The sequence below is a fragment of the Tundrisphaera lichenicola genome, from assembly GCF_051175385.1.
In the GTDB taxonomy this organism is placed as follows: Bacteria; Planctomycetota; Planctomycetia; order Isosphaerales; family Isosphaeraceae; genus Tundrisphaera; species Tundrisphaera lichenicola.
Genome location: NZ_CP195107.1, coordinates 153,717 through 174,907, shown reverse-complemented (window position 1 = coordinate 174,907; position 21,191 = coordinate 153,717). Strand labels below are relative to the sequence as shown.

Annotated in this window: 16 protein-coding genes; 11 read left to right on the top strand and 5 right to left on the bottom strand. The window is 66.0% G+C overall.

All coding sequences use genetic code 11. The features are described from left to right. Positions 1 to 77: 77 nt before the first annotated feature. From P12x_RS30325 to P12x_RS30275, 11 genes are all read left to right on the top strand, one after another. Positions 78 to 2,264 carry a polysaccharide biosynthesis tyrosine autokinase gene (locus tag P12x_RS30325; RefSeq protein WP_435011832.1) on the top strand — a complete coding sequence of 729 codons (2,187 nt, stop codon included), beginning with the start codon at positions 78 to 80 and terminating at the stop codon, positions 2,262 to 2,264. A 73-nt stretch (positions 2,265 to 2,337) separates the two neighbouring features. Next, a complete protein-coding gene (locus tag P12x_RS30320) occupies positions 2,338 to 3,666 on the top strand; it encodes a hypothetical protein (protein WP_435011831.1) in 1,329 nt (442 codons plus the stop codon). A gap of 342 nt (positions 3,667 to 4,008) precedes the next feature. After that, positions 4,009 to 5,088 carry an NAD-dependent epimerase/dehydratase family protein gene (locus P12x_RS30315; RefSeq protein ID WP_435011830.1) on the top strand — a complete coding sequence of 360 codons (1,080 nt, stop codon included), beginning with the start codon at positions 4,009 to 4,011 and terminating at the stop codon, positions 5,086 to 5,088. A gap of 60 nt (positions 5,089 to 5,148) precedes the next feature. Beyond that, positions 5,149 to 6,579 carry an urea ABC transporter substrate-binding protein gene (locus tag P12x_RS30310; RefSeq protein WP_435011829.1) on the top strand — a complete coding sequence of 477 codons (1,431 nt, stop codon included), beginning with the start codon at positions 5,149 to 5,151 and terminating at the stop codon, positions 6,577 to 6,579. Next, positions 6,501 to 8,750, top strand: coding sequence for a methyl-accepting chemotaxis protein (locus tag P12x_RS30305; RefSeq protein ID WP_435011828.1), 2,250 nt, complete (start codon positions 6,501 to 6,503; stop codon positions 8,748 to 8,750). The genes P12x_RS30310 and P12x_RS30305 overlap by 79 nt, the downstream gene beginning before the upstream one ends. 109 nt (positions 8,751 to 8,859) lie before the next feature. Continuing rightward, entirely contained in the window at positions 8,860 to 9,309 is a 450-nt protein-coding gene (locus tag P12x_RS30300; protein WP_435011827.1) for a chemotaxis protein CheW, read from the top strand. A gap of 11 nt (positions 9,310 to 9,320) precedes the next feature. Then, positions 9,321 to 10,586, top strand: coding sequence for a CheR family methyltransferase (locus tag P12x_RS30295; RefSeq protein ID WP_435011826.1), 1,266 nt, complete (start codon positions 9,321 to 9,323; stop codon positions 10,584 to 10,586). Beyond that, entirely contained in the window at positions 10,583 to 11,257 is a 675-nt protein-coding gene (locus tag P12x_RS30290; protein WP_435011825.1) for a chemotaxis protein CheW, read from the top strand. Before P12x_RS30295 ends, P12x_RS30290 begins: the two co-directional genes overlap by 4 nt. Then, positions 11,254 to 13,644, top strand: a complete 2,391-nt coding sequence (locus P12x_RS30285; protein ID WP_435011824.1) for a hybrid sensor histidine kinase/response regulator — start codon at positions 11,254 to 11,256, stop codon at positions 13,642 to 13,644. The genes P12x_RS30290 and P12x_RS30285 overlap by 4 nt, the downstream gene beginning before the upstream one ends. Positions 13,645 to 13,646: 2 nt before the next feature. Continuing rightward, complete coding sequence (cheB, locus tag P12x_RS30280) at positions 13,647 to 14,711, top strand: chemotaxis-specific protein-glutamate methyltransferase CheB (protein ID WP_435011823.1); 1,065 nt, start codon at positions 13,647 to 13,649, stop codon at positions 14,709 to 14,711. Further along, the gene (locus P12x_RS30275) at positions 14,708 to 15,919 is read left to right on the top strand and encodes a SpoIIE family protein phosphatase (RefSeq protein WP_435011822.1); all 1,212 of its coding nucleotides are present in this window, start codon (positions 14,708 to 14,710) and stop codon (positions 15,917 to 15,919) included. Before cheB ends, P12x_RS30275 begins: the two co-directional genes overlap by 4 nt. 41 nt (positions 15,920 to 15,960) lie before the next feature. Here the strand turns inward: P12x_RS30275 and P12x_RS30270 are convergent, their stop codons facing one another. The 5 genes from P12x_RS30270 to P12x_RS30250 form a co-directional block, all read right to left on the bottom strand. Next, the gene (locus P12x_RS30270; protein WP_435011821.1) at positions 15,961 to 17,157 is read right to left on the bottom strand and encodes a glycosyltransferase family 4 protein; all 1,197 of its coding nucleotides are present in this window, start codon (positions 17,155 to 17,157) and stop codon (positions 15,961 to 15,963) included. A gap of 261 nt (positions 17,158 to 17,418) precedes the next feature. Beyond that, positions 17,419 to 17,598 carry a hypothetical protein gene (locus P12x_RS30265; RefSeq protein ID WP_435011820.1) on the bottom strand — a complete coding sequence of 60 codons (180 nt, stop codon included), beginning with the start codon at positions 17,596 to 17,598 and terminating at the stop codon, positions 17,419 to 17,421. 29 nt (positions 17,599 to 17,627) lie between these two features. Continuing rightward, positions 17,628 to 18,815, bottom strand: coding sequence for a cytidylyltransferase domain-containing protein (locus P12x_RS30260; protein ID WP_435011819.1), 1,188 nt, complete (start codon positions 18,813 to 18,815; stop codon positions 17,628 to 17,630). 325 nt (positions 18,816 to 19,140) lie between these two features. Continuing rightward, the gene (locus tag P12x_RS30255) at positions 19,141 to 20,289 is read right to left on the bottom strand and encodes a glycosyltransferase family 2 protein (protein WP_435011818.1); all 1,149 of its coding nucleotides are present in this window, start codon (positions 20,287 to 20,289) and stop codon (positions 19,141 to 19,143) included. A gap of 26 nt (positions 20,290 to 20,315) precedes the next feature. After that, positions 20,316 to 21,134: a hypothetical protein gene (locus P12x_RS30250; RefSeq protein WP_435011817.1), complete on the bottom strand. Its 819-nt coding sequence runs from the start codon at positions 21,132 to 21,134 to the stop codon at positions 20,316 to 20,318. Positions 21,135 to 21,191 lie beyond the last annotated feature (57 nt).

Here is a 21,191-nt window from a genome sequence, read left to right as displayed (position 1 = left end):
CCCTTGTCATCGGGCATCCGACCGGCGCATCATCGGAATTCTCCAGGAGTCGGGCACCTGCAAGGACGCTTCTCGCCATGAAACCAACGGATCGCAGATACGGGCCACTCCCGGCCCGGACCATGGAGCCGGCCAGCCAGCCGTCGCCCAATCCGTCGCCAACGATCCCGGTCGGTCGTCGACGTCCGAGATTCGCGAACGCGCCGACGGCCCGTCGAAGGTTCTCGGCGCGGGTGATTGGCCGGGCGTTTCGCCGTTACTGGTGGCAGGCGTTATTCTTCTGGGCGGCCGGATCGGCGGTCCTGGGGACCCTGGCTTTGGGCCGAGGTGGGCCGGCCTTCGTCGCCTCGACCGAGATCGAGATCGGGAACGGAGACCGAAGCCCCTCGATCGAGTCCCAGGCCCGAAGGATCACCGATCCCGACGTGATCGCCCTGGCTCTCGCCAACCGGCCCGAACTGCTGGAACTCCCCCGGTTGGCCCTCCCCGGCGATCCCAGGGCCGCGATCCGAGCGGCGATGGTCGTGACGCCCGAACCTCGATCCGGGCGGGTCCAGGTTTCGATCGCCGGCGATTCGTCCGAAGCGGCGGCCTCGGTGGTCGACGCCGTGGTGGACGCCTATCTCCAAGCGGATCGCGAGGCCGCCGAGCGTGAGGCCGAGGCCCGCCGTCGGAGGCTCGACGAGGACCGCGAGCGGCGAGCCGAGGCGGTTCGCCTGGGTCGCGATGTGGTCACTCGTCTGGTCGAACGAGTGGGCTCGATCGACGCCGGTCGGGCTCGCGATCGCGACTCGGCGGCGGCCGAGGCTTATGGGGTCCTGACCCGGGAACTCCTGAAATGCGACCTCGAACTCATCGAAGCGCGATCCAATCTCGATCGGATCCGGGGCGGATCGGCCGAGCCCGCCTCGGTCGGTACCGGGGGGCCCGATGCCGAGGTCGTGGCCGCGTTCTATGCCGACTCCAAGGTGGCCGATCTCCAGTCGAAGCTGGACAGGGCCCGCGACGGCCAGGCTGGCCCCGACCGGGCGGCCTCGAAGGCTCAGGTGGAATCGCTCCAGTTGCAGATCGACGGCCTCTGGGCCGAGATGAAGCCCGGCCTGGTCTCGGCGACCCGCCGACTCACCGGTCGAGAGGCCCGGACCCAGGCCGCCGAGGCTCGGGTCCGCGACCTGGAAGGACGGATGAAGGAATTTGGCTCTCGGCTCGAAGAATTCAACGCCCGGACCCGTGCCACCGGGCTCGATGAGCTGGCGCTGGAGTTTGCCCGTCAGGACCTGGGCCGGGCCGAGTCGGTTCTCGATGCCCTGAGCCGGGCCGAGCCCGAGGCCCAGGGGCCGGAGGTCCGCCCTCGCCGGGAAGGCCCGACCCGGACCTCGATCGCCCCCGAGGCCGCCCTCCGTCGGAAGGCGATGCTGGGTGCTCCGGCTTTGATGTTCCTGGCGAGCCTGGCCCTGGTCACCCTGATCGAATTTCGAGCCGGGCGTGTCTCCGACCCCGAGGATCTCCCGGGAAGGCTCCGACTGGAAGTCCTCGGAATCGTCCCGCCGCTGCCCGGCCCCCGAGAAAGCCGGAGGGTTCATCGCGAGATCGACCGATTCGCCCAGAGCCTGGATCATCTCCGGGTGGCGATCGGCTCGGGGGAGGATCACCGGGGCCGCCCGCTCAAGAGCGTCGTCGTCACCAGCGCCCGGAAGGGGGAGGGCAAGACCACCCTGGCGGCCCAACTGGCCGAGCGGTCGGTCAACGCGGGCCTCCTGACCCTCCTCATCGACGCCGATTTCCGGAATCCCGCCCTCAGTCGGACGCTCGACCTGGCCGGCCGCCGGGGACTGGCCGAAGTCCTGGCCGGCGAGAGCGCGGCCGAGGAGGTGATCACGGTCGTCGGCGGTGCCGGCGGTTTCCACTTCCTACCCGCGGGCTCGCCGAGGGTCGCCCCCGGTCGACTCCTCCAGGATGCGCGTCTCGGCCGACTCCTGGCCCGCGCCCGGGAGAGCTTCGACCTGGTGATCGTCGACGCCCCGCCCGTCCTCCCCGTGCCCGACGCCCTGACCCTGGGCCGATGGCTCGATGCCGCCCTGCTGGTCGTCCGATTCGATCAGAGCCGGTATCCAATGCTCGAGCGAGCCCGCCGGAAACTCACCGCGGTCGGGGTCCCCATCCTGGGAGCGGTGGTCGTCGGTGTCCCCGGAGGCGACGGGACTTACGACCCGGCTTACGGATCGAAGGTCGGGGACGATGGGCGGGTTTCGTTCGACTCCTGAGCCGCGATCTGGAGGGTGCCTGGCTGTTCCTTGGGCAGGTTAGGACCCTTGGAAGTCCGGTGAGAATAACTTCATGAATGTCGTGCTGTTCCTAACACACAATTTGGAGGCCATCGCGTTCTACGCCAGCATTTTCGCATCCAGCATGGGCTTCTGTGCGCTTTTCCTGGTGTGGTGGTGGCCGTCCTGGCTTCGTTCGCTATACCGAGAATTCCTGGCCAAGTGCGCGGTCGCTTTTTTCCGAGCACTCGCTGCGTTGTCGGCGATCGCCGCCAAGGCTGCTACACCAAAAGCGCCCAAGCCGCTCTGGGATCAACCGTGGGCGTCGACGGTCCTTATCGCCGTCATCGGTTACCTACTTTGGGAGGTCGCTGGTGCAATCGGCGACCACAAGTTTAAGCTCGCCAAGGAAAAGACGAGTTCGGACCACAAGAGAGAAATCGACGATCTCAAGGCGGCTCATGCGGAAGCACAGGCTGCGGCCGCCCAAGAACTGGAGATAGTGAATCAGGACAAAGAAGATGCCGAATTCGAGGCTGTGCGTCTCAATTGGCTACTTACCCAACTTCGATGGTCGGTGAGCGAGAAACACCAGAGAGTTCGTCGGGTGGCGCAAGTGAATACCAGCGTCCGAGCTTCCATCCAGCAAGCGCGGGATGGGCTTGACCCCGCCGACCAGGTCCATATCCTTCTGGACCTCCTGGCATCGCTTCTCCATTTATGGGCCGTTCACGAGGATGGCCGACGCTACAATCAAAACTTCCGTGTTGGGCTATTAGCTGAGCGCGGCGGGCGACTGGAACCTCTCGACGCCTTCGACCTAGCCACTTGCGACCACGAGCCATTCTCGTCCTACGAGAAGCACCCCGGCCGATATCGCCTGGACAACGACACGAACCCATCCCAAGCAGTTCGCTGCGTGCGCGAAGGGCGGACCCTCATCGTGTCGGACTGCGAGTCTGAACCCGGGTTTGAATTCTTTCACGATCGGCAGCGGCAATACCTGAAATCGATGGTGGCGCATCCAATATCCGGATTTTGCCCGGACGGGATCAACCCGGCCAGCGCCGCCCTCGTCATCGATACAGACAAACCCGGGTTCTTCTGTGAGGAAAACCGGGAGATGGTCGAATCGCTGCTGAGAGAGTTTGCTCCGCGAATTAGCCTTGAGTATGCTATAAGCGGGTTGATCGGTTCGGTTGCGACCCAGAGAGGGGGAGGCGATGAGCGAAATCGTGCTGGAACAGACCAAGGCGAAAGCCGTCGCCCTTACCAAGGCCCGCCTGGAAACGGTCCTCCAGGAAACGCGGAAGGACGAAGCCAAGCTCAGGAATATGCTGGAGATGAGGCGATTGAAGCGCCGCCTTCGAACTGGGAAGTCGAAGGGGAAGTGAAACCATAGTCTGCTCGTGTCGTCGAAGGAGATCTGATGCCCCAACATGGTTGTCGGTGCATCGTCGATTACAATGGAGACTAGGCGGGTCAGCCCTGGTCCTGAGCCATTCGCTTCCGTTCATCCCAACGACTCAGTGCTTCTCCCTGGATGCACTTCGGTATGGACTTGGGTCCGGCCCCAAAGCTCGCGTTGGCGTCCGGGCGGTGCCGGGTTATAAGGTGGGGTCGATTCCCGGGGTGGATCGTGCCGATCTTAGCTCCGGGTCCCCGGTTCGCGCCGGGATCTTTGCCGGGCGGAGCCCGGCTCACCCGGCCGGTCGGCCGTCGACACGGAGGTCTCGAGACGCCCATGGCCGGTCATCGCCAGCGGAAACGGAAGTGGATCGTCACCGGGGGAGCGGGGTTCATCGGCTGTCACGCCGCCTCGCGATTCCACCGGATGGGCGATCGCGTGGTGGTCGTGGACAACCTGAGCCGTCGGGGGGCCGAGGAGAACCTCGCCTGGCTCCGGACCCAGGGGATCAATGATTTCGTCCTGCTGGACGTCCGCGATACGCCCCGGGTGAATGACCTCCTGGCCCGCCACGCCGACGCCGACGCGGTCCTCCACCTGGCCGGGCAGGTCGCCGTGACCACCAGCGTGGCCGACCCTCGGGCCGACTTCGAGATCAACGCGCTGGGGACACTCAACATCCTGGAAGCCGTCCGGCTCCAGGCCGAGGGGCGGCCCGCGGTCCTCTACAGCTCGACCAACAAGGTTTACGGACATCTCGAACACGTCCCGGTCGTCGAGCGTGACGGCCGATATGCCTACGAAAACCTGCCTTTCGGCGTCGATGAGGCGGAACCGCTCGACTTTCACAGCCCCTATGGTTGCTCCAAGGGGGCCGGGGATCAGTACGTCCGGGATTATGCCCGGATCTACGGGATGAAGACCGTCTCGTTCCGGCAATCCTGCATCTTCGGGACCCGCCAGTTCGGGATCGAGGATCAGGGGTGGGTCGCCTGGTTCTGCCTGGCGGCCACTCGCGGCCAGCGGTTCACGATCTTCGGCGACGGAAAGCAGATCCGCGATACCCTCTGGGTCGACGACCTGATCGACGCCTACGAGATCGCCCTGGATCGGATCGACGAGGTCAGTGGAGAGGTATTCAACCTCGGCGGCGGGCCCCTGAACACGCTGAGCCTTCGCGAGCTGGTGGCGACCCTCGAAGCCCACTTCGGCCGGGGCCTCGAGCCCGCGTTCGCGGACTGGCGGCCGGGGGATCAGCCGGTCTTCGTGGCCGACATCCGCAAGGCCGCCCGGCTGCTCGACTGGTCCCCGAAGGTCTCGACCGCCGACGGGGTGGCCCGGCTCCTGGCCTGGATCGGCGAGAACCGCCACCTCTTTACCGTTGGTGAGCCGATCCCAATCCGTCGGCCTGCCTGAGCAAATTGTAGAGGTTCGGGGTAGCTGGGTAAAATGTGACGTTTTTCTCCTTTTCGAGGCGTGATCGGCTATATTGGATGCGGCAAGGTCGAGAATTTCGATCGTCGCCTCCGTTGCCGGACCTCGAAGGGGCGTGCCATGAGGCGTTGGTGGCTGTTGGGTCTCGGGCTGCTCGTGGCGGCCATCGCCGCGGGTTTCGTCGTGGCCCAGGAGATGGGGGCCCGGCCGCTCCTCGCGATGGAGCGGCTCCTGGCGGGTTCCCAACCCCCGATCGTGGTGGGATTGCTCCACTCGAGGACCGGCGCCCTCGCGATCAGCGAGAAGTCGCTGATCGACGCCGAGACGCTGGCGATCGAGGAGATCAACGCCCGAGGCGGGATCGCCGGCCGCCGGGTCGAGGCAAGGGTCGCCGACGGTCGATCCGATGTTTCGGCCTTCGTGGCCGAGGCTCGCCGGCTGATCGATAACGAGAAGGTCAGCGTCCTCTTCGGGACCTACACGGCCGAGGTCCGCCGGGCGGTCCTGTCGGTCGTGGAGGAGCGTCGGGGGATCCTTTTCGTGCCGGGTAACTTCGAGGGGATGGAGCGATCTCCCCGGATCATCTACGCCGGGGGCTCGGCCAACCAGTCGGTGATCCCGGCGGTCCGATGGGCGGTCGAGACTTTGAAGGCCCGCCGATTCTTCGTGGTGGGGTCGGAGGAGATCTGGTCGCGGTCGGTGGCCGAGTTCGCCAAGGATTCACTCAAGGCGAACGGCGTCGAATTGGTCGGGGAATCCTACTTGCCGATGGGCGGGTTGGACGCCAAGGAGGCGGTCGAGGCCATCAAGGCCTCTAAGCCGGACCTGGTGCTCAGCTCGATCCTGGGCGACTCGAACGAGCCGTTCTACGTGGCGCTCCGGGATGCGGGGCTGACCCCCGAAAAGCTGCCGGTCCTCTCGTACTCGATCGCCGAGGACGAGCTCAGGATGATCGCGCCGGGGACCGTGGCGGGCCACTACTCGGCCTGGAACTACTTCCAGAGCGTCGACCGGGCGGAGAACCGCGACTTCGTCGCCCGGTTCAAGGCGAGGTTCGGCCAGGAGCGAGTGACGAGTGACGCGATCGTCTCGGCCTACAACGCCGTCTCCCTCTGGGCCCAGTCGGTCGAGGAGCTGGGAACGGCCGACCCGGACCTGGTGCTCCAGCAGCTCCGCCGTCAGAGCCTCGACGCCCCCGATGCGATCGTCACGCTCGATCCCGAGTCGCACGCCTTCTGGCGTCAGTTCCACATCGGCCGGGCCCGCCTCGATGGTCAGTTCGACGTGGTCTGGTCGATCAGCAAGGCCATCCGCCCCCTGACCTATCTCGGCACCCGGTCCAAGCAGGATTGGTTCGCGATGCCCGAGCGGTTCCGGGCCACCTGGGGCGGCCGATGGTCGTCGTCATCCTCGAAGCCGCCGGCACCCGCGACCGGCCCGGCCGGGGGCGTCCCGGATCCCTCGCCCCGCTGAGGGATCCCGAGATCCATCAGCCGGCCTTCGCCCGTCATCGACGGGCCTATGCCCCTCCTGGAATGCAAACCCGGGTTATCGCCGACCCGGTCGACACCCCGAGACAGGCCCGACCCCGCATGAACCTCCGATGGCTCGCCCCCGACTGGTCCAGCATCTCCACCCGCCTGGCCGGGTGGTTCCAGTTGATTGCGCTGGTCCCTTGCGTCGTCCTTTTGCTGGTGACCGGGTTCTTCTCCAGGCAGTCGCTGGAGGCGACGGTCCGCCAGAGGCTGACGGTCATCAGCGATGCCAAGGCGTCGAGCCTGGAGGCGTATATCGCCGAGCGGCGCAACGATGCCCTGTTCCTGGCCAACGCGCCCGGCTTCGTCGAAGCCCTGGAGCGGCTCGGCGCACTCGTCCGGGAAGGGAAGGGGGATACCGAGGAATATCGCCGGGAGGCCGATACGTATCGGGGTCGGCTGACCTCGCTCGTCGAGGCGAAGTCGCTCGGGAATCTCTCGCTGTTCGACCTCCGAGGGGTCCCGCTGGTTTCCTATCGGCCGGGTCTCGATTATGGCGAGAGCCTGCTGACCGGCCCCCTGAAGGGGACGCAACTGGCCGAGACGTTCCGGAAATGCCAGTTCTTGCTGATGCCGATGACGACAAACTTCCAGGTCTATCCCGGCCGGGAAGATCCCACCGGCTTCGTCGTCGGGCCGATCCTGCGCGAAGGGGTCCTGATCGGCGTGGTCGTGATCGAGCTCGACAATGAGGCCCTCTTCAAGTCGCTCCGGAACTACTTCGGGCTGGGAGAGACCGGCGACACGACGGTGGCGACCGAGCAGGGGGACGGGCTGGTCTACGTCGCGCCCACCCGGTTCGATCCCAAGGCGGCCTTCCGCGACCAGATCCGGTTCGGCGACGAGCGCGGCAAGGACATGCAGCAGGCCGTCCGGGGGAATCGCGGTTATGGCGAGCTGGTCGACCACACGGGCAAGGCGGTCGTCAGCTCGTGGACCTATCTCCCCTCATATAGGTGGGGCCTGACGGTCAAGCAGGATGCCTCCGAGGCATTCGCCCTGCTCAGGCTCCAGCGGCAGGCGGTGGGATTCTTCATGCTCCTGGCGGCCCTGGCGGTCTTCATCGTCGCCCGGGGGGTGTCCCGCTCGATCACCCGGCCGATCCGCGAGGCCGCCCAGATGGCCGAGCGGGTGGCCTCGGGCGACCTGACCGCGAGGATCGCCACCGAGTCGGCCCCCGGCGAGGCCGGCCAGCTCCTCCGGGCCGTCGAGGCGATGACCGGCGACCTCCGGTCGCTGATCGGCAAGATCCAGCATTCGAGCATCTCGCTGATGTCGACGGCCACGCAGATCGCCGCGACCTCGCGCCAGCAGGGGGAGGCCGTCAACGACTACGGGGCCTCGACCAGCGAGGCGGCCGCCGCGGTCAAGGAGATCTCGGCCACCAGCCTGGAACTCCTCCGGACCATGAACGAGGTCAACGATGTCGCCGCCCATACCGCGAGCATGGCCGGGGAGGGGCAGGGGAGCCTGACCGAGATGGGCCGTTCGATGCGTCAGCTCGCCGAGTCGACCACTTCGATCAGCTCCAAGCTCTCGGTCATCTCCGAGCGGGCCGCGCACATCAACCTGGCCGTGACCACCATCACCAAGGTCGCCGACCAGACCAACCTGCTCTCGATCAACGCGGCGATCGAGGCCGAGAAGGCCGGCGAGTACGGCCTGGGCTTCCTGGTCGTGGCCCGCGAGATCCGCCGGCTGGCCGACCAGACCGCCGTGGCCACCCTGGACATCGAGCGGATGGTCAAGGAGATGCAATACAGCGTCTCGGCCGGCGTGATGGAGATGGACAAGTTCAGCGACCAGGTTCGCCGGGGGGTCGACGAGGTCGCCCAGATCGGCGATCAGCTCGGGGGGATCATCGAGGCCGTCCGGGGCCTGACCGGGCGGTTCGAGCAGGTCAACGAGGGGATGAGGGTCCAGTCGCAGGGGGCCGAGCAGATCCGAGAGGCCGTGATCCGCCTGAGCGAGGGGGCCCACCAGACCTCGATCTCGCTCCGCGAGTTCAACAAGGCCACCGATCACCTCCGAGAGGCCGTCGGGGGCTTGAAAGAAGAGGTCTCGCGGTTCAAGGTGGATTCCGTCCCCTTGTCGCGCCCGGCGGGCTGACAGGGTGCAGGTCGTCCGGGGCCTCCGACCGGAGGCCATGCAGGGTGAAGTGAACCGGGATTCGAAGGATTAAGATCCGTACGCCGAGATCCGCATCCAAGGCGGTACCATGCTCGTCCTGATGTTCCGGGTCGCCGATGTTCGCTACGCGGTGGCCGTCAAGCGGGTCGCTGAGGTCGTCCCGCGCGTCGGACTCCGGGCCTTGCCGCATGCCCCTTGCCATCTGGTCGGGCTCCTCCACTATCGAGGAGGGGTGGTCCCGGTGGTGGACCTCGGGGTTCTCATGGGCGGCGATCCCTGCCGGGAGCGGTTGGACACCCGGATCGTCGTCCTCGACGTTGGGGGCGAGGCGGGCGGGATGGTCGGCCTGGTGGCCGAGCGGGTCGACGACGTCCGTAAGGTGGACGAATCGCGGAAGGCCATCGTCGGGATCGAGGTCGAGGGGGCACCCTATCTCGGGTCCGTCTTCGAGGTCGAGGATGGCCTCCTGCAGCTCATCGAGCCGGGCCGGATCCTGGGCGGGCTCTCGGTGGCCGAAGTCCGGGTGGGCACGCCATGAGTCCGCCGGGGATGGTCGAGCATCTCCTGAGCGGCCGGATCGGGCTCGACCCGTCCATCGTCGGCGAGGGCCTGATCAAGCGGGGGGTCCTGGCCCGGATGGCGAGCCTGGGGCTTCGCGACCGATCCGAATACGAGCGGGTTCTGGCCGGGTCGGCCGAGGAACTCCAGTCGCTCATCGAGGAAGTGGTCATCCCCGAGAGCTGGTTCTTCCGCGATGCCCGGCCGTTCGAGGTATTCCGCGACCACGCCCGATCGGGCTGGCTGGCCCGGCCGAGCCGGCCCCCCTTGATGATCCTGAGCCTCCCCTGCGCGGGGGGTGAGGAAGCTTACTCGATCGCGATCACGCTGCTCGAAATCGGCCTGCCGCCCGACCGATTCCGGGTCGATGCGGTGGACGTCAGCGCCCGATCGGTGGCCCGGGCGATCGCCGGGGTCTACGGGCCTAACTCGTTCCGGGGGGTCGATCCGACGATCCGCTCCCGCTATTTCCGGGAGCACGGCGGGGCATCGACGCTCGATCCCTCGGTCCGGTCGACCGTCCGGTTCCACCTGGGGAACCTGCTCGATCCGGGCTTGCTCGCCGATCGCCCGCCCTTCGACGTTGTCTTCTGCCGGAACCTCCTGATCTACTTCGACGGGCCGTCCCGGGCGATCGCTTATACCTCGCTCGCCAGGCTCCTCGTCGAAGGGGGGGTGCTCTTCCTGGGGCACGCCGATCGGGCCGACGATTCGCCGGTCTCGCCTTTCTCGATGATCGCGGAAAAGGGAGGTTTCGCCTATCGGAAGGGGCCGCCGAGAGCCAGGGTCGACCCGGTGAAGCCGGCGATCTCCACTTCCTCGATCGGGAAGAAGCCCGATCGACGACCGGACCCGCCTGTCCGGACCTCGACTGGTCGTCCAACAACCCTCTCCCCGGCCCAGTCCCAGAGGGAGGCCAAGGCCGTCCCCGTGGTCAAGAGCGCCCCGACGCTCGAACTCGCCCTGAAGCTGGCGGACGAGGGGCGATACGATGAGGCCTCGCGAGTGGTGGAACGGGCCATCCTCGAAGTCGGGCCGAGTGCCCGGGCGTTCGCCCTGCTCGGGATGATCCGCCAGGCGGCCGGCGACCGCGATCGGGCCGAGGAATCGTTCCTCAAGGCGGTCTACCTCGACGGCCAGGATGATGAGTCGTTGCTGGCCCTGGCCCTCCTGGCCCGTCGACGGGGCGACGTGGCGGCCGAGGCCGTCTATCGTCGGCGGCTCGAGCGAGTCCGGTCGAGGAAGGAGAAGCCATGAGCGCGATCGAGGGCGGGCCGGGCGTGGGCGACTGCTGGAACAGGATCGGCGTCGATGGCGACGGGACCTGCCCGGAGCTGAAACTCCACGACCATTGCCGGAACTGCCCGGTCTTCGCCGCGGCGGCCCGGGGGTTCTTCGAACGGAAGGCGCCCGAGGGCTACCTCGCCGAGTGGGCCGAATTGCTCGGCCGGCCGGTCCAGGCCGGATCGACCGATTCGACTTCGCTCCTGGTCTTCCGACTCGGCCGCGAATGGCTGGCGCTCTCGCTCTCGGTGGTGGCCGAGGTCACCGAGCCCAGGCCGGTCCATCGGGTCCCCCACCGGACCAATCGCGTCCTCTCGGGCCTGGTGAGCCTCCGAGGGCAGCTCCAGCTCTGCGTCTCGATGCACGGACTCCTGGAGGTCGACCCGCCCGACCCGTCGGACGAGACCCCGGCGAGCCCCCGGCTGGTCGTGATCCGCCAGGGGACGGACAGCTGGACGTTCCCGGCCGAGGAGGTCGTGGGAGTCCAGTCGGTCCCGCTGGACCGGCTGGAGAAAGTCCCCTCGACGCTCGCCAATCCGGCCGGGAGCTTCAGCCGGGCGGTCTTCGCCTGGGGCTCCGGGCGGAGTGTCGACGTCCTGGACGAGCCCCGGATCTTCCAGGCGCTCCGGAGGATGGGCGCATGAGCGACGATCTCAGCGGCTTCTCCCTGATGGACCTCTTCCGCTCCGAGGCCGATGGCCAGACGGCCCTGCTCTCGGAGGGCCTGATGGCCCTGGAACGCGTCGACACACCGTCGGCCTCGGCCCTGGAATCGCTGATGAGGGCCGCACACTCGCTCAAGGGGGCAGCTCGGATCGTCGGCCTCGACGCCGCGGTCCGGGTCGCCCACGCGCTCGAAGACAACTTCGTGGCCGCCCAGCGCGGCCAGTTCGCGATCCGGACCGGCCACGTCGACGTGCTCCTCCGGGCCGTCGACCAGCTCGTGGAGATCTCGCAGCTTCCCGAGAACGAGGTCGTGACCTGGCAGGAGGCCAACGAAAGTCGGGTCGCCGAGACCGTGAGTCGGCTGGAACGGCTCAGGACCGAATCAGGAGAGGCGCCGATCGAGGCCGGCTCCACTGAGGAGCCGAGCAGTCCCTCGCCCCTACCGATCGAGGATCATTCCCCCCTTTCTCCAACCCTCTCCCACGATGGAGGAGGGGGCCAGAAGTCCGGACCGATCGTCGATCAAACGACCCCGTCCGAGCCTCCTCCTCCATCGCCTCCCGAGCCTCCTCATCCAAGCCCTCCCGAGCCGGGTCAACAGGCTCCCCCCTCCCCCGAGGCGTCGGGGCGTGTGGTCCGAGTCTCGGCGGACAGCCTTTCGAGGCTGATGGGGTTGGCCGGGGAATCGCTGGTCCAGGCCCGGCAGCTCCGACCGTTCTTCGAGGGCCTGATGGCGCTCCGGAATCGCCAGGGGGCGGTGATCGAGGCGTTGCAGGCCCTGGAGGACCCCCGGGCGTCGGACCCCTCGGTCGCCGCCGAACTCCTGGCCCGGGCCCGCGCCGAGGCAGGCCGGTGCATCGAGCGACTGGGACAACAGATCGAGTCGTTCGACGATTATGCCCGGCGTGGCGAGGATCTCGCCGGCCGACTCCACCACGAAGTCCTGGCCAGCCGGATGCGGCCGATGTCCGAGGGGGTTCGCGGGTTCCCCCGGATGGTCCGCGAGGTGGCCCGGGACCTGGGCAAGCGGGTCAAGTTCGAGGTCAGGGGCGACACGACCGGCGTCGACCGAGACATCCTGGACAAGCTCGAAGCGCCCCTGAACCACCTGATCCGCAACGCGATGGATCACGCGATCGAGCTGCCCGAGGTCCGGGCGGCCGTCGGCAAGGATCCCGTCGGCCTGATCCGACTGGAGGCCCGCCACAGCGCGGGAATGCTCCAGATCACGCTCACGGACGACGGCCAAGGGGTCGACGTGGCACGTCTCCGCGCCAAGATCGTCGAGCGGGGGCTCGCCACCGAGGAGATGGTCGGACGGCTCAGCGAGGCCGAGTTGCTCGAATTCCTGTTCCTGCCCGGCTTCTCGACCAAGGAGGCCGTGACCGAGATTTCCGGCCGGGGGGTCGGGCTGGATGTGGTCCAGGAGATGGTCAAGACCGTCGGCGGCGTGGTCCGGGTCTCGTCGAAGGCGGGGCAGGGGACCCGATTCACGCTCCACTTGCCGATCACGATGTCGGTAATCCGGGCGCTTTTGGTCCGGATATCCGGCGAGCCGTACGCCTTCCCGCTGAACCGGATCGACCGGATTGTCCGGGTCCCGCGGGATGAGATCCGGCGACTGGAGGGACGTCCCCACTTCCTGCTCGATGACCAACTGGTCGGGCTCGTCGACGCGGTCCAGGTCCTGGACCTCCCCGAGTCCGGAGAGGCAGCCGACCCGATGCCCGTGGTCGTGGTGAGCGACCGAAATCACCGATTCGGGATGATCGTCGAGGCCTTCCTCGGCGAGCGCGACCTCGACGTCCGGCCGCTCGATCCCCGGCTCGGCCACCCGCCCGACATCAATAGCGCCTCGGTCCTGGACGACGGCTGGCCGGTCCTGATCGTCGACGTCGAGGACCTGGTCCGGTCGATCGACAACCTTCTGGGCGATCGGCGGCTCAAGTCGTCGGCGGGCTCGTCGTCGATCGCCTCGAAGGCACGGAGACCGATCAAGCGGATCCTGGTCGTGGACGACTCGATCACCGTCCGCGAGCTCGAACGCCAGCTCCTCGAAGGGAGGGGCTACGCCGTCGATGTGGCGGTCGATGGGGTCGACGGGTGGAATGCGGTACGTGTCGGAGATTATCATCTGGTGATCAGCGACGTCGACATGCCCAGGATGGACGGGATTGGATTGGTCCGATCGATCAAGCAGGACCCCAGGCTGAGGTCGACGCCCGTGGTGATCGTCTCTTACAAGGATCGCGAGGAGGACCGGACACGCGGGCTCGACGCCGGCGCCGACGGTTATCTGACCAAGAGCAGCTTCCACGACCGGACATTTCTCGATGCGGTGGCCGACCTGATCGGCGAGGCTTAGGGATGAGGATCGGGATCGTGAACGACCTGGCGATGGCCCGCGAGGCGCTCCGACGGGCCGTCGTCTCGGTGCCCGGCCACGAGATCGCCTGGCTGGCCGTCGACGGCGCCGATGCGGTGGCCAAAGCCCGGATCGACCGCCCCGATCTGATCCTGATGGACCTGATCATGCCGGTCGTCGACGGGGTCGAGGCGACCCGGCGGATCATGGCCGAGTCGCCTTGTGCGATCGTGGTGGTCACCAGCTCGGTCCGGGCCCACCTCGGCCGGGTCTACGAGGCGATGGGGCTGGGGGCACTCGACGCGGTCGACACGCCGGAACTCGGCCCCTCCGGCGACGTCTCCGGCGCCCGACTGATGCTCGATAAGATCGCCACGGTCGCCAAGCTCCTGGGCCGGTCGCCCCGGGTCACCTCGGCCTCGGACGATCCCCCATCGACCCCAACCCCGCCGCCGCCCGGGGGCTCGCCGTCCTGGCCGCTGATCGCGATCGGCTGCTCGACGGGAGGGCCGGCCGCCCTGGCGCAGATCCTCTCCGCGTTGCCCGAGTCCAAGGACGCCTCGGTCGTGATCGTCCAGCACGTCGACTCCGCCTTCGCGCCCGGCCTGGCCGAGTGGCTGGGCGAGCGGGCCCGTCGACCCGTCGAGCTGATCCAGCCCGGCGATCGGCCGCTCCCGGGAAAGATCATGCTGGCCGCCACCAACGACCATGTCATCCTCGACGAGGACCGGTCGCTCCGTTATGTCGCCGAGCCGACCACGTATCATTATCGGCCCTCGGTCGACGTCTTCTACCAGAGCCTGGTCCGGCACTGGCCCGAGCCGGGGGCCGCGGTCTTGCTGACCGGCATGGGCCGGGATGGTGCGATCGGGCTGCTGGCCCTCAGGAGGGCCGGATGGCTGACCATCGCCCAGGACGAGGCCTCCAGCGTCGTCTGGGGGATGCCCCGTGCCGCCGTCGAGATCTCCGCCGCCGAACTCGTCCTGCCCCTCTCCGCGATCGCCGCCTCGCTCCTGGAACGCGTCCGCGACCGATCCCACCGACTTCCCGGAGACTCTCGCCGATGACCCCCTCCGCCTCCGAACCCTCGCTCACCCAGCACAAGGTCACCGTCCTGCTCGTGGACGACCAGCCGATCATCGGCGAGGCCGTCCGGAGGATGCTCGCCGGCGAGGACGACATCGTCTTCCACTACTGCAAGGATGCCACCCAGGCCCTGGCACGCGCCAAGGAGATTGGCCCGACCGTGATCCTCCAGGACCTGGTCATGCCCGAGATCGACGGCCTGAGCCTGGTCAAGCAGTTCCGGGAGGACGAGGTCACTCGCGAGACGCCCATGATCGTCCTCTCGACCAAGGAGGAGCCGAAGATCAAGGCCGAGGCCTTCGGCCTTGGGGCCAATGACTACATCGTCAAGCTCCCCGACCGTCTCGAACTCCTGGCCCGGATCCGCCACCACTCCAAGGGTTATATCGCCCTCCTCCAGAGGAACGAGGCCTACCGGGCCCTCCAGGTCAGCCAGAAGCTCCTGGCCAAGGACGTGGCCCAGGCCGCCAAGTATGTGTACTCGCTATTGCCAGACAAGCTGAAGAAGGGGGACATCCGGACCGATTGGCGGTTCATCCCCTCGGCCGAGCTGGGGGGCGACTCGTTCGGCTACGACTGGATCGACGAGGACCACTTCGCCTTCTACCTGCTCGACGTCAGCGGCCACGGGGTGGGTGCGGCCTTGCTCTCGGTCTCGGCGCTCAATGCGCTCCGGTCGCAGTCGCTCCCGCAGACCGACTTCCGGCACCCTGACCAGGTCCTCACTGCCCTGAACAAGGCGTTCCCGATGGAGCAGCAGAACGGCCTCTTCTTCACCATCTGGTACGGGATCTACCACCGGCCGACCCGCCGGCTCGACTACGCCGGAGGTGGCCATCCCCCCGCGCTCTTGCTGACCGGGCCCGACGCCGCCACCGCGAAGCAGATTGCCCTCGAATCGCAAGGCCCGATGGTCGGCGCAGTGGGCGACCTGGAATTCGCCATGTCGACCGTACAGGTCGAGTCCTACGGCCTGCTCTCCCTCTACAGCGACGGGGCCTTCGAGGTCGAGCGTCCCGACGGGACGCCCTGGGCCTTCGGCGACTTCATCGACTTCATGGAGAAGGTCCCCAGGACCCCCGAGCAGACCGGGATGGACGGCCTGATCCGCTTCGCCCGAGAACTGAAAGGCGTGGATGAATTTGTCGACGACCTCTCGATGGTGGAGATCCTATTACCGCCGGGGTGATGCGGGGCCGACATTCCACACCGGGTTCGATCGATCACGGGCTACAAGTCTTGGCGGTCGACCGTTCCCGGTCGCCCTGTCTCTCTCATCAACAAGATCAATTCGTGGATCTGCCTGGACGCATGTTCGACGTCGTGCTGGCGGCGGACCTTGTCGCGGGCGGCCATCCCCAGGCTTGAGAGCCTCGATTCGGACCCCAATAGTTCCAGGACCCGTAAGGCCATGGTCTCGGTGTCCAGATACGGGACCACGAAGCCCGCGTCGTCGCCGACGAACTCCGGCGCCCCCCCGGCGGCCTCGAAGCAGACGATCGGCTTGCCCATCGCCGCCGCTTCGAGCACCACGAGCGGATAAGGGTCTTCGCGCGAGGGTAAAATGAAGACGTCGAAGAGATCGATATAGTTGATCGGGTCCGGCCGCGAGCCGAGGAGGTGGACGCGCCCCTGAAGACCCGCCTTCTGGAGGTCGGTCCGGAGTTCCTGAATGAGCGGGTCGCGTTCGAGATCCCCGCCCAGCCACAGGAAGTGGACTGATTTTCCCGCTTGATCCCCGCAGACGCGCCGGGCCACTTGCAGGAAGAGGTCGGGGCCTTTCCGCCAATTCAGCGTCCCCACGCCTCCTACAAGTCGGGCCCGCGAGTCGATTCCCAGTTCCTCGCACAAGGCCCGACGACGTTCTTCCCGAGGCTTCGAGGGCCTGGCGCCCGTGTCGATGAACTCATGGACGAGTTCCACTCGCCCGGCATCGATCGCGTAGTTGTCCAGCAGGTTCGACCTCACGGCATCGGAGACGGCGATGAAGCGGGCCGACCGCCGTTTGATATATTCGAAATTTTCCATGCCGATATGAAGGCGGATCGTGGCATCCAGCTCGTGCACGTGGGTGACCACCGGGGCGTCGAGGAATTCCAGGAATTCGAGGGTGGGACGCGTGGCCACTGTGTTGACGTAGATCACGTCGGGACGCGGTATGCCGACGGCCTGCCGGAGGCGAGCGTACCGCGCCTGGCTCCTCCAGCGGCGTACCAGTGGGACCCGGTCCAGGAGTTCAGGATTGCCGCCGTTCGGCCAGAGTTCCCTGGGGAGGATCCACGTCGGGCCCAGCTCTCGAAAGGCGGCTTCCAGGGGGCCCCCGTCGCCCAGGAGGATCGAGAATGAGGCGTCCGTGTTGGCCTTCAGCCACCGGATCAGGTGGAGGAGGATCATCGGGGCGCCGGTCCGCGAGGCGTCGTGGCCCACGAATAGGATCCGGGCGGGCTTTTCCGGTGCTCCGATTGGTCCTTCGATAGGGAAAATGGATGGTGCCTCAGTCATGATGGAAGCGCTCGAATTACACGCGTTGAGCGTCGTCGGGAGAAATAATTCATAGTCGGCCAGTCCTTCCGTGACCGCGGCGTCGCTCGGATTGGAGGTCGAGCCCCGGTTCTCGGCCCGGGAGAGTTGCCCCCGGATGGACGGGAATTTGTCGAGGAGACTGCCACTCTCGAAACGAATAGCCAATTATACCGCCGCTTCCATCGTCCCGATGCGAAGTCGACTGAGTTCCAGGGTTCGCCTCCGGAGCTGCACGGCGTCGGATCCGGCCAGGGTGGTCGCGTCAACGAGCCACCCGGTGATCTCGACTTCGCGGTTGTGATTCAGGTCGATCTCGATGATGGCGTAAGATTGGGTGTCCTTCACCTACGGGGCGACCGCCGATCTCGACCATCTCAAGCATGGGGACTAGCTCCGTAGCGAGAGAGGATTACGTCGGCCAGTTCGCGGACCGCGCCGAATCCGCCTGGCGACTTCAGGACCAGCCGGGCCGCGGGCATGACATCGGGATGGGCGTCGGCCACGACGGCCGGGCAGCCCACCAGGCCCAAGCAAGGTAGGTCGTTGATGTCATTACCCAGGTAGATCACGTCGCTGGGCGCGATCCCGCGCCCTCCGAGCCAGTCGAGCAGGGCGGTTCGTTTGTCGTCGATCCCCTGGAGGCATTCGAGCTTCAGCTTGGCCGCTCGAGCCGAGACGACCGGGTTCGATTCCTTGGAGAGGACCAGCATCGGCCAGCCGGCCTTGCGAAGGAGGTCCAGCCCCATCCCATCTCCTCGGCTGCAGGCCACGGCCTCGCGACCGTCCTGCATGACCCAGACCCGGTTGTCGGTGAAGACCCCGTCGAAGTCGAAGATAATCGCACCCAGCTTCTCGGGCAAGAGAGATGCTTGGCCCTGCCTTTCGCCGGCCCTTAGCAAGACTCCCGCAACCTCCAGGTCGACCGGGTCGTCGATCTCCCACCGACGTCCGCCCGGCATCTCGTAGAGGGCAGTCTTTCCGAAGAAGCGATGCCGCGACTCGCGGAACCCGGCGGCTTTCATTACATAGACCGCTCCCGACTCCAGGAATTGCGGCTCGCACTCCAGGCCGAGCAGGCGGACTCGCTTGTCGTGGTTGATCCCGACGCCCCCGCCATCCGCGTCGGTCTTCCAGAGGAAGTCATGGAACGGGATCACGGCCAGGGCCGTGTCGGCCTCATCGCGTTCGAGGGCCTCTATCGTCCCGTCAATATCCTGGCTCGCGGTCAGCGGTGAGGTGCATCGTAGGAACGCGACGAGGATGGGTCGATAGCCCTCGGTCTCCTCCAGATGCTCCAGGACGTGTAACAAGGTCGCCTCGCTGGAGGTCGAGTCTCCGCTGATCTCGGACGGTCGATCGACCATCTGGGCCCCGAACCGGCGGGCCACCGCCGCGATATCCGCATCGTCGGTCGAGACGACAACCCGACTGACTCGCCGGGCATTCCGCGCCGCGTCGATCGTCCATCCTAGGAGCGGCTTGCCCGCCACCGGTAGGACGTACTTGCGGGGAATCTCCTTGGATCCACCGTGAGCGGGGATGATTACCAGGGTCTCGTTCATCGATGGGTCGTCTCGGATCGGGAATGGTGAGTGACTCGGTATCTGGTGCATCCGGCTCGTCCCTTGACGCCGGGCCGAAGCAACAATTGCCTGCCGCGTTACATGTTGCGAATTTCGCCCTAGTAGCCCGACTTGCCGGATGCACCATATCAGGTCGTCTTGACAATCATCGAGGCAAGATGGGGGCATGGAGTGGCGAAATGGCGATCGATCCGGATATCACATCATAACGCGTTCAATTATGAATCTGTTCCAGGGGTGCGAATAACCACAGAAAGACACTATGGAATCCGCGGCCGGCTTGGAGATGGCTTACCTTTATCTCCTAACTCTGCCCGGCTTGAGAAATTTGATGGTCAACACGACCTAGAAGGCGATATGGCCATCTCGTCAGTGATTTCGGTGAACGAATCACCTTGCTTACTGCCATGATAAGACGATAAGTTCTTGCGTTTCTGATCATATCAAGCTGGCCAGAGATAGATTGCCGCTCGGCTTTCAATCTCGACACCTGGGTTTCCAAATACCTCGCCCTGTGTTCCCACAGGGTCTCGGCAGTTGCATCTTGGAGAGAGGACGCCGCATCACGCCGATTTGAGAGTCCTTCGGGAGACCGATCCGCATAGAGGTCCATTGCCTTGGAGAGCGATTCGAATAATTCCGCTTCGGCGAGGGCTCGGAGGCTGGGATCCTCGGCCTGGACCAGGATGACCAGCAGGCACTCGACCTGCGAATAGAGTTGCTTGAGGGGATTTTCGAGCAGGTACGAGGTTGACGACATCCCATGGACCCGATATCGGGTCAGGGGGTCGGGGAGGAAAAGGAACGGGCCCCTGATCGAAAGGAGAGCCCACTGGGCGAAGTCCTCGAACTGGAAGATCTGCCGCGTCGCCACCGCAGTCGCCCGGATTGCCGCGGCGCGGACCAAGGCGCTCGAGTTACAGATGGGGTTGCTCCGCAGGGCATGAGGTCGCTCGAGAAATCGGTACTCGGTCACCTCGCCCGAGAAGCTGTTGACGTGGTCAACCACCTGCTTTGCATAGGATTCGAGCAGGGTCACCCGTTCCGGATCGTCTGGGGGATCCAGGAGGGATCGGATCCCGGTGTGGCACAGCACGCAGTCGGGGTGAGATTTCATCAGTTTGAGTTGGCGCTCGAGCTTTGTCGGCTCGAATGCGTCGTCGGCGTCAAGGAAGGCGATGAACTCTCCCGAGGCCTCCGAGATCCCCAGCCTCCTGGTCCGGCTGACGCCAAGATTGGCGCCGTCGGGATGCCGCAACAGCCGGACTCGTCCGTCACGACGTACATAGGCCTCGACAAGATCGACGGATCGATCGCGCGATCCGTCGTCCATGACGAGTAGCTCGAACGCCGGGAGACTCTGTGCGAGCACTGAATCGAGACACTCCCCGATAAAACGCTCGGCGTTATACATCGGGACAATGATGCTCACCTCGCAGCAAATCTTCGGCATCGATGTCCCTTCCATCGCTGAGAGTATCACGGCCCGGGAAAGATGGTGTCGAAGGACACCTTCGGGAAGACTTCGAGCTTGGTAGAACGCGAGGCGTTGTACACGACACCCCCGTGCCGCTCGAAGGCCGCCTTCGCGCAGGCGAACGCCTCCTGCTGCTTGTCGAGTCGGGGCATCGTCCAGGTCTCGCCAGGCTTGCGGTAATCGCGGTGGAAGTGGTTGACCTCGCCCTCCGACTTGATCACCTCGCCGTGGATGCTCATCTGGCCGGTGCCGGTGGGGACCGCGAAGCTGAAGTCCATGCCGATCAGGTAGACTTCTCGGATGCCCATGTGGAAGGCGAGTTGGAGCTGATAGTAGACGACGGAGAAGCCGCCATAGACGCATTCGGCGCAGTCCTCGGAGAAGCTCTGCTCGGGGGCGTTCCGCTCCCGGAGCCAGAGGATATCCGTGCGGTCGGGGAAGACCTCCTTGACCGAGCTTCCGAAGATCTTGGCCAGGCGTAGGGTGTTGATTTCCTCGAGGTTATTTTGGGCGACGAGGATGTCGCTGACCGAATAATACGTCGGCCGCCATGAGGTTTCGGGGAAAGCCAGGAAGATCTTGTTCGAGGCGAAGGTGACATCTCCGCCGAGACGGCCGAGGTCCTCGACACGGAGGCTCGGCCCGTTGCCGAGGACGACGCCACGACGGCCGCGGTGACGGTCTCGCAGGGCCCGGAGCTTGCGGACGTTGACCGCCTCGGGCGTGTAGTAGTTCTTCAGCCACCGATAGGGACGCTTCAGCAGGCGGATGCCCGGTAGGTCGTGGAGCCGCCTGGTTGTGCTCGTCGACGATATGTTCATACGATGTCGATCTCGGATTGGATTGGATCGGAGGTGTGGTCCGGCTGCGCGCCGAGT

What these genes read in the sequence shown, in the direction of transcription:
- P12x_RS30290 (WP_435011825.1), top strand. Translation starts at nt 10,583, where the DNA reads ATGAGCGCGATCGAGGGCGGGCCGGGCGTGGGCGACTGCTGGAACAGG.
- cheB (WP_435011823.1), top strand. Translation starts at nt 13,647, where the DNA reads ATGAGGATCGGGATCGTGAACGACCTGGCGATGGCCCGCGAGGCGCTC.
- P12x_RS30325 (WP_435011832.1), top strand. Translation starts at nt 78, where the DNA reads ATGAAACCAACGGATCGCAGATACGGGCCACTCCCGGCCCGGACCATG.
- P12x_RS30300 (WP_435011827.1), top strand. Translation starts at nt 8,860, where the DNA reads ATGCTCGTCCTGATGTTCCGGGTCGCCGATGTTCGCTACGCGGTGGCC.
- P12x_RS30260 (WP_435011819.1), bottom strand. Translation starts at nt 18,815, where the DNA reads ATGAACGAGACCCTGGTAATCATCCCCGCTCACGGTGGATCCAAGGAG.
- P12x_RS30305 (WP_435011828.1), top strand. Translation starts at nt 6,501, where the DNA reads ATGGTCGTCGTCATCCTCGAAGCCGCCGGCACCCGCGACCGGCCCGGC.
- P12x_RS30295 (WP_435011826.1), top strand. Translation starts at nt 9,321, where the DNA reads ATGGTCGAGCATCTCCTGAGCGGCCGGATCGGGCTCGACCCGTCCATC.
- P12x_RS30275 (WP_435011822.1), top strand. Translation starts at nt 14,708, where the DNA reads ATGACCCCCTCCGCCTCCGAACCCTCGCTCACCCAGCACAAGGTCACC.
- P12x_RS30250 (WP_435011817.1), bottom strand. Translation starts at nt 21,134, where the DNA reads ATGAACATATCGTCGACGAGCACAACCAGGCGGCTCCACGACCTACCG.
- P12x_RS30315 (WP_435011830.1), top strand. Translation starts at nt 4,009, where the DNA reads ATGGCCGGTCATCGCCAGCGGAAACGGAAGTGGATCGTCACCGGGGGA.
- P12x_RS30285 (WP_435011824.1), top strand. Translation starts at nt 11,254, where the DNA reads ATGAGCGACGATCTCAGCGGCTTCTCCCTGATGGACCTCTTCCGCTCC.
- P12x_RS30255 (WP_435011818.1), bottom strand. Translation starts at nt 20,289, where the DNA reads ATGCCGAAGATTTGCTGCGAGGTGAGCATCATTGTCCCGATGTATAAC.
- P12x_RS30320 (WP_435011831.1), top strand. Translation starts at nt 2,338, where the DNA reads ATGAATGTCGTGCTGTTCCTAACACACAATTTGGAGGCCATCGCGTTC.